The organism is Ensifer sp. Root278, assembly GCF_001429285.1.
Taxonomy (GTDB): domain Bacteria; phylum Pseudomonadota; class Alphaproteobacteria; order Rhizobiales; family Rhizobiaceae; genus Ensifer.
Genome location: NZ_LMJJ01000044.1, coordinates 317,716 through 325,349, shown reverse-complemented (window position 1 = coordinate 325,349; position 7,634 = coordinate 317,716). Strand labels below are relative to the sequence as shown.

Annotated in this window: 7 protein-coding genes and 1 pseudogene; 2 read left to right on the top strand and 6 right to left on the bottom strand. The window is 60.0% G+C overall.

Annotated features, from left to right (window positions below; all coding sequences use genetic code 11):
- Nucleotides 1-250 (bottom strand): helix-turn-helix domain-containing protein (locus ASE60_RS33290; RefSeq protein ID WP_156414777.1); only part of this gene is annotated, 250 nt, incomplete at its 3' end.
- 22 nt (nt 251-272) lie between these two features.
- A pseudogene (locus ASE60_RS33285) lies at nt 273-440 on the bottom strand (helix-turn-helix domain-containing protein); the annotation flags it as partial.
- A 436-nt stretch (nt 441-876) separates the two neighbouring features.
- Here ASE60_RS33285 and ASE60_RS33280 point away from each other — a divergent pair.
- Entirely contained in the window at nt 877-1,614 is a 738-nt protein-coding gene (locus tag ASE60_RS33280; RefSeq protein ID WP_057256053.1) for a hypothetical protein, read from the top strand.
- A gap of 6 nt (nt 1,615-1,620) precedes the next feature.
- Here ASE60_RS33280 and ASE60_RS33275 read toward each other — a convergent pair whose 3' ends face one another.
- Nucleotides 1,621-3,048 carry an ISNCY family transposase gene (locus ASE60_RS33275; protein ID WP_057256050.1) on the bottom strand — a complete coding sequence of 476 codons (1,428 nt, stop codon included), beginning with the start codon at nt 3,046-3,048 and terminating at the stop codon, nt 1,621-1,623.
- Nucleotides 3,049-3,355: 307 nt separating this feature from the next.
- Here ASE60_RS33275 and ASE60_RS33270 point away from each other — a divergent pair, with 307 nt between their 5' ends.
- The gene (locus tag ASE60_RS33270) at nt 3,356-4,303 is read left to right on the top strand and encodes a phosphoribosylaminoimidazolesuccinocarboxamide synthase (RefSeq protein WP_057256106.1); all 948 of its coding nucleotides are present in this window, start codon (nt 3,356-3,358) and stop codon (nt 4,301-4,303) included.
- A 32-nt stretch (nt 4,304-4,335) separates the two neighbouring features.
- On the opposite strand, the gene ASE60_RS33265 is transcribed toward ASE60_RS33270, so the two are convergent.
- Genes ASE60_RS33265 through metG form a run of 3 tightly spaced genes read right to left on the bottom strand, consistent with a single transcriptional unit; the run spans nt 4,336 to nt 7,519 of the window.
- Complete coding sequence (locus ASE60_RS33265) at nt 4,336-5,172, bottom strand: MBL fold metallo-hydrolase (protein WP_057256049.1); 837 nt, start codon at nt 5,170-5,172, stop codon at nt 4,336-4,338.
- Between the two features lies 1 nt (nt 5,173).
- The gene (locus ASE60_RS33260) at nt 5,174-5,953 is read right to left on the bottom strand and encodes a TatD family hydrolase (RefSeq protein ID WP_057256047.1); all 780 of its coding nucleotides are present in this window, start codon (nt 5,951-5,953) and stop codon (nt 5,174-5,176) included.
- 12 nt (nt 5,954-5,965) lie between these two features.
- On the bottom strand, nt 5,966-7,519 hold the full coding sequence (metG, locus tag ASE60_RS33255) for a methionine--tRNA ligase (protein WP_057256045.1): 1,554 nt from the start codon (nt 7,517-7,519) through the stop codon (nt 5,966-5,968).
- Between the last annotated feature and the right edge of the window lie 115 nt (nt 7,520-7,634).

The following is a 7,634-nucleotide window of genomic DNA, read 5'->3' as shown; positions in this document are numbered from 1 at the left end:
CAAGCTTCTCGGCCGCCAGCGTCGGACCAAAGTCCACATAGCGTTCGCGAACGACCGTCACCGCATAATCCCGAACACCGTCGCTGATCCGATTGTTCGAGGGCCGGCCGATTGCCTTATGCCGGATCGAAGCCGCACCGCCGGTGTTGATCCGCTCCAGCAACCGACGCACCTGGCGGGTGCTCAGCTCAAGCACGCGCGCCGCCGACGCCAACAGCTCAAGCACGCGCGCCGCCGACGCCAACGTCATAATAGCCTCGGCGCCGGCCTGGGATCGAAGCCGCACCGCCGGTGTTGATCCGCTCCAGCAACCGACGCACCTGGCGGGTGCTCAGCTCAAGCACGCGCGCCGCCGACGCCAACGTCATGCGTCCGGCGATCACTTTCGACAAAACCTCAATCCGCTGCAGATCGCGTTCGCTCATCGCAATCAATCCCATCCGCAATCTCCCAGGTCAGCAAAACCCGGGGAGAGTGACATTCCAACTTTGCAGGATCAGGACACTTTAACTTTGCGGCTACAGTCACGCTCGCTCATCGCAATCAATCCCATCCGCAATCTCCCAGGTCAGCAAAACCCGGGGAGAGTGACATTCCAACTTTGCAGGATCAGGACACTTTAACTTTGCGGCTACACACAGTGTCAAAGCTGAATAGGGCTGCGACGTCGCCAGCCATTTAGAAATGCGACACTGCCCGCCGGCTTGCTCTGCCAGTCAGCCCCCGATCCGACCGGCTGGTCCGGGTTGAAAGGGCGGAGCGGGGGCGGGTGATGACACTCTCCTTCGGCTTTAGCTTTCTCAGTAGCAATTGTTTTGTCGCCGGTTGATACTCGCTTGCACCTGCATAGGGCGAGGTAGGGATCACAGCCGCACGATGCTTCCGGAAATCAAGCTGCATGGTGACGTCGATGTCGCCGCACTGTCCCCACTTCTTCGCGGTATGCTTCTTTCGGTTGCCTATGCTGACGGTGAGGGCGGCATAGGATTGACGGCGACCGGCGCCATGAACCGCAAGTTCGTGCATTGGGCCGCTGTGCACTTCCTTTGGCCAGGCTTCACAGCCGAAGACCTCTACAGCATGAACAAGGTGCTCAATGAAAGCGACATGCCGCCGCTTTGGGTCGTGCGCGACATGACCCGTCATCTGAAGCTTCTTCGTCGGAAAAAAGATGTGCTGCTGCCAACCAGACGCGGCCGGGAGTTCCTGGTGAACCCGCAAGCCTTCTTCGATCTGGTCGCCACGGATTATCTCTATTCGTATGTCCATACCACCGAGCGGGAAGAGGAGGTCCGAGCGCGGTTACGCTGGTGGCGCATGTTCCTCAATCTTCTCAATATCAAAGCCAGGGAAGGGTGCACGCCAATAGACGTTGTCAAGATCCTCTATCCAGACTTGGCGCCTCTGTCGGACACCGAAATGACCATAGAAGCCTGGAAGTTGAAATCCGATCTCCAATATGGCGTCTTTCGGCGCTTGTGCTGGCTCGGTGTGCTCTATGAGGCACGAGAGGGGCTCACGCTCCTCCAGGATGGAGCCTTCCACAAGACGCCACTTTGGCCAGCTTGCCTGCAGTTGGAATCGGATACGCAGAGCGACATCGGCGTGCATTGACGCTCTTTATTCCGCCGCTGGCCGCCTCATCAACGCTTTCTCTCGTCGCGCAATCACCGCCGGATCGTTCATGAAATCCGTCCGCCGGCCAGGCTTGGGACCACGCTTCTGGTAGCCGTTGGCTGTGCTACCGTCTCGAATGCCGAACATATGACCCGTTTGGCCCGTTCGGCTCGGACCACTCTTGCTGCGCTGCTGTTGGCGTCCGGCCTGCATCTCGGCGACGATTGACAGCATGTCGTCCAGCCGCTTGTTGTCGACGACCTCGGCGCGATGTACCGAGCGCAACGTATCGAAGGTCTTGTAGGGCAGGGCGAAGCTCTCGTGCATGATCTCAAGCCGACCGTCCGGATAATCGCAGACAATCACCTTCTGGCCCGCCAATGGCCTGGAAATCTCGGTCGGATCGAGAATGAACAGCACCTTGTCGTAACGCAGCGTCAGGGATTGCGACAGCGTGCGCACTTCTTTGCGGCACATGGCACCATCGAGGTTCTCATGGTCAGCCAGCGGCCGGTGCATGTCCTTCGGATTGCGTGCGTGCTTGCCGAAACGAGTGTTGAAATCTGCAATGAACTCAGGCGCATAGACATTCGCAGCCTCGATCGTATCGATGCCGCGAAGGCGCATCTCCTTGACCAACCGATCCTGTAATGTCTGGTTGGCACGCTCCACCCGACCTTTGGCCTGCGGGGTGTTGGCACAGATGATGTCGATATTGAGTTCATAAAGCGCCCGTCCGAACTGCGTCAGGCCGCTTGTCCGGTCATTCTTCGACCCATGGAGTGAGCGGAAAACGCCGTGCTTGTCGCTGTAGAAGGCCAGCGGCTTGCCCCATTGCTGCAGGTAAGCCTTGGTCGCATGCAGATAGTCGAACGTATTCTCCGATCCAGCAAAGCGCAGATGCAACAGCTTGCCGGTGGCGTCATCAATATAGACGAGCAGGGCGCATTTGGGGCCGCGGTTCTCGAACCACCAGTGAAACGACCCATCGATCTGCACCAGTTCGCCAAAGCAGTCGCGCCGGCCACGTGGCTGAAAAACCCGTTTCTTGCGGTCCCGACGCGAGATCCAGATGCCAGCCTCAGTCATCCATTGCCGCAGCGTTTCCTTGGCAACAGAAATCCGGTGCAGCTCGATGAGCTTCTCGCGCGCCAGCGTCGGACCGAAATCCAGATAGCGTTCGCGGATCAGATCCAGCGCCGCATTGCGGAAATCCTCGCTGTGGCGCCGATTGCTCGGCCGGGATCGCTTCTTCGAAACAAGACCGGCCGGACCATCTTGATCATAAGCCTGCAGCAGTCTGTGGATCTGACTTCGACTGAGGTCGAGTAGTTCGGCAGCCTGGACAACGCTCAGGCGCTCGTCACGGATCTTCTGGATGACTTCGAGGCGATGCAATTCTTTCTGCGACATGGTGATCAAACAGGACATGACGACTCCGACCGCTCATGGTCTCGACCAGGCTGAGGGTCGTCATCCTTGCTCCCAACGTTGGCTTTGACCAGTGAGTCGAGAGGCGAGAGGCGAGACTGTCGCATCTCTAACTGGCCCAACTGTCGCATTACTAAATAGCCACTACACACAAAGATCGCATAAGATAGATTATGGAACTATCGGATATGCCGGAAAACATGGATTGCGGCTGGTCCTTGCCTTGCCGCGCTTGACCCGGCCTTTCCGGCCTGCTTAGCGTTCCAGCACCGAAGCACCACTTTCAAGGCCAGATGTGATGAGCGAATTGCGCGTTCTTTCAGATGCTTTCATTCCAGAACTGCCAAACCGCTACAAAGGCAAGGTTCGCGAAAACTACGATCTGCCCGATGGCAACCGTATCATCATCGCCACGGATCGGCTGAGCGCCTTCGACGTCATCCTGACCTCGATCCCGAACAAGGGTCACGTGCTGACCCAGACCGCGCGCTACTGGTTCGAGGAAACCGCCGACATTTGCCCGAACCATGTGGTCAGCTATCCGGACCCCAATGTCGTCATCGGCAAGCGGCTCGACATTCTGCCGGTTGAGGTCGTCGTGCGCGGTTATCTTGCCGGCACCACCAGCACCTCGATCCTGACCAAGTACCGCAACGGCGAACGTGAGATGTACGGCATCACCTTGCCGGACGGCATGCGCGACAACGAGAAGCTGCCGCAGCCGATCATCACGCCCACCAGTAAGGCTTTCGACGGCGGTCACGACGAGCCGCTCTCGGCCGAAGCGATCCTCGAGCAAGGCCTGCTGACGAAAGAGCAGCTAGATACGGTCTGGCAATATGCGCTGGCCCTGTTTGCCCGTGGCCAGCAGCGCGCCGCCGAACGTGGCCTGATCCTCGTCGATACCAAATACGAGTTCGGTACCGACGAAAACGGCACGATCATTCTTGCCGACGAGATCCACACGCCCGATAGCAGCCGCTATTGGATCGCCGACAGCTACCAGCAAAGCTTCGAACGCGGCGAACGCCCGAAGAGCTTCGACAAGGATTTCGTGCGCGCCTGGGTCACCGCGCGCTGCGACCCTTACAAGGATCCGATCCCGGAAATTCCAGTCGATCTCATCGAACAGACCTCGGCGGTCTATATCGAAGCTTTCGAGACGATCACCGGTCAGCGCTTTGTCCCGGACCTTTCGGGCGCATCGGTTCTGGAGCGTATCCGCACCAATCTGGCGCCTTATTTCTCCAAGTGAATCCGTATATTAGATAAGAATGCTAATCTGATTTACGCGTCACCAGACGTCGGATCGCCGACGTCGAATTCGAGCCGCATCATGTCGTAGGCCGGCTCGATATGATCGGGCGTTTCGCCCTGAACCGTGTCGTAATCCAGCGGCACATGCATGTGCGTCAGTACCGCCCGCTTCGGCTGCAGTCTGGCGATCCAGCCGAGCGACTGCACCAGCGACAGATGGCTCGGGTGGAACTTATACTGCAGGGTGTCGAGAACCAGCAGATCGAGACCGTCGAGCTTGGCGACGGTCTCGGCGGGAAAGTCGCTGACATCGCTGCAATAGGCAAAGTCGCCGACCCGGAACCCGAGCGAATGGATGTTGCCGTGAAACTGCATCAGCGGCCGGAACGGGATCGGCCCGCCGGCACCGTTGATCACCACAGGCGATAGATCGTCGGGAATGATCCGCGGCTCGACGATCGGTGGGTAACCGCTGCCGGGCGGTGATTCCAGGCAATAGCCGAATCCCTCGCGGATTCGCCCCATCGTATAGGCATCGGCCCAGATCGGCACCCGCCTCCGGTTTTCAATGACATAACCGCGCAGATCGTCGATGCCATGCAGATGATCGGCATGGGAATGGGTGTAGAGCACCGCATCGATGTGGTGCACCCCTGCTGCAACCATCTGCGCGCGAAAATCCGGACCAGTGTCGATGACGACGGTCGTCTTGCCACCATCGGGCGCGGTCTGCTCGACCAGCAAAGCGGCGCGCATGCGCCGGTTCTTCGGATTGTCCGGATTGCAGGCGCCCCAGTCACCGGTGATGCGCGGCACGCCCGGCGACGAGCCGCAGCCGAGAATGGTGAAGGCGCGCCGGAACGCCACGTCAGACCCTCGGCATCTTGGAGAAGATGCGGAAGGCGTTTTCCGTGGTGATCCTAGCGATCTCCTCGTTGCTCACACCGATCGTTTCGGCGAGCACGGCAGCCGTATGGGCGACATAGGCCGGCTCGTTGCGCTTGCCGCGGAACGGCTTCGGCGCGAGATAAGGCGCGTCGGTCTCGACGATCATCCGGTCGTGCGGCACGGTCTTGGCGATCTCGCGCAACTCTTCGGATTTCGGAAAGGTCAGGATGCCCGAGAAGGAGACGTAGCCGCCGAGCTCGACGCCGATACGCGCGAGGTCAGGGCCGGACGAGAAGCAGTGCAGAAGGAAAGGGAAGGCCCCCTTCCCTGTTTCCTCGGTCAGGATCGCCGCCATGTCTTCGTCGGCCGAGCGGCTATGAATGACGAGCGGCAAACCGGTTTCGCGCGCTGCGGCAATGTGCCGGCGCAGGCCTTCGACCTGGGCGTCACGCGGAGCGTTGTCATAGAAATAGTCGAGACCCGCCTCGCCAATCGCGACCACCTTCGGATGCACCGACAGCTGGACAAGATCTTCAGTCGTGATGTCCAGTTCCTCATCCGCATTATGCGGATGCGTGCCGACGGAACAGAAGACATTCGGATAGGCCTCAGCGATCGCAAGGATCGTCTCGAACCGCTTCACGCGGGTCGAGATCGTGATCATCTGCTCGACACCCGCCTCATGCGCCCGCGCGACGATGGCGTCACGCTCCGCTTCGAAATCGGGAAAATCCAGATGGCAATGGGTATCGATCAGCATGCTCAAAGTGCCTTATTGCGCTTCCGGTGCAATGTAGCGCGGGAACACCGGCTTCGGCGCTTCAAGCGGCGTGCCCGACACGAGACGTCCCGCCTCGCCGAGGGCTGCGAAGTCGCGCTTGTCGGCGGGCGCCGCCACCAGGTCGAGCAGCTTTGCCGACGAGTCCGGCATGAAGGGCTGCAAGAGGATGGCGATCTGGCGCACCACTTCCGCCGTTACATAGAGCACGGTTCCCATGCGGGCCGGATCGGTCTTCTTCAGGGCCCAGGGCTCCTGGCCGGCGAAGTAGCGGTCCGTCTCGGAGACGACGGCGATGATCGCGGCCAGCGCCCGGTGGATCATCTGCTTGCCCATCTCGTCGCGCGTGATCTCGTGCAGCGCATCTGCGGCCGCCAGCATCGCCTTGTCCTCGTCGGTCAGGGTACCGCAGACCGGGACCTGGCCGTCGCAATTCTTGACGATCATCGACAGCGAGCGGCTCGCCAGGTTGCCGATGCCGTTGGCGAGATCGGAGTTGATGCGGGTCGCGATCCCCTCCTCGCTGTAGCTGCCGTCCTGACCGAAGGAGACTTCGCGCAGGAAGAAGTAGCGGATCTGATCCAGACCGAAATGCTCGACCAGATTGAACGGATCGACGACGTTGCCAAGCGACTTCGACATCTTCTCGCCCTTGTTGAGCAGGAAGCCATGGGCAAAGACGCGCTTGGGCAGCGGCAGGCCGGCCGATATCAGGAAAGCCGGCCAATAGACTGCGTGGAAGCGGATGATGTCCTTGCCGATCACATGGATGTTGGCTGGCCAGAACTTGGCGCGTGGACCCTTGGGATCGTCGAGATAGCCGGTCGCGGTGATGTAGTTCGTCAGCGCGTCGACCCAGACATACATCACGTGCGCCGGGTCGTTCGGAACCTTGATGCCCCAGTCGAAGGTGGTGCGCGAAACCGAGAGATCCTTGAGGCCCGATTTCACGAACGAAATCACCTCGTTGCGGCGTTCGGCCGGACCGATGAAATCAGGATTTTCCTCATAGTGCTTCAGGAGCTTGTCCTGATAGGCGGAGAGGCGGAAGAAGTAGCTCTGCTCCTCGACCCATTCGACGGGCGTTCCCTGCGGGCCGTAGCGGACGCCATCGTCGCGCAGTTCGGTCTCGTTCTCCTGGTAGTAGGCTTCGTCCCGCACAGAGTACCAGCCGGCGTAGGAATCCTTGTAGAGGTCGCCCGCCTCGCCCATGCGAATCCAGATGTCCTGCGACGCATCGTGATGGCGCTTCTCGGTCGTGCGGATGAAGTCGTCGTTGGACGCATTCAATAGCACGGCCATCTTCTGGAATTCCGCGGAGTTGCGGTCGGCCAGTTCCTGCGGAGTCACGCCTTCCTTGCGTGCCGTCTGCTGCATCTTCTGGCCGTGCTCGTCGGTGCCGGTCAGGAAGAACACGTCACGTCCATCTAGGCGCTGGTAGCGCGCCATGGCATCCGTCGCGATCAACTCATAGGCGTGGCCGATATGCGGCCGGCCGTTCGGGTAGGAAATCGCGGTGGTGATGTAGAAAGGGGACGTGTCTCTCATAGGCGGATTCGATCTATCTCGGATTAAGCTACGCACGCTCTTAGCGCATACGCCGCAAGGAAGAAACATGCGATCCGTGAAAAGCCCGGTCGGAGAGGTCGCCGCTGGCGCTGCC

What these genes read in the sequence shown, in the direction of transcription:
- ASE60_RS33280 (WP_057256053.1), top strand. Translation starts at nt 877, where the DNA reads ATGCTTCCGGAAATCAAGCTGCATGGTGACGTCGATGTCGCCGCACTG.
- ASE60_RS33260 (WP_057256047.1), bottom strand. Translation starts at nt 5,953, where the DNA reads ATGCTGATCGATACCCATTGCCATCTGGATTTTCCCGATTTCGAAGCG.
- metG (WP_057256045.1), bottom strand. Translation starts at nt 7,519, where the DNA reads ATGAGAGACACGTCCCCTTTCTACATCACCACCGCGATTTCCTACCCG.
- ASE60_RS33275 (WP_057256050.1), bottom strand. Translation starts at nt 3,048, where the DNA reads ATGTCCTGTTTGATCACCATGTCGCAGAAAGAATTGCATCGCCTCGAA.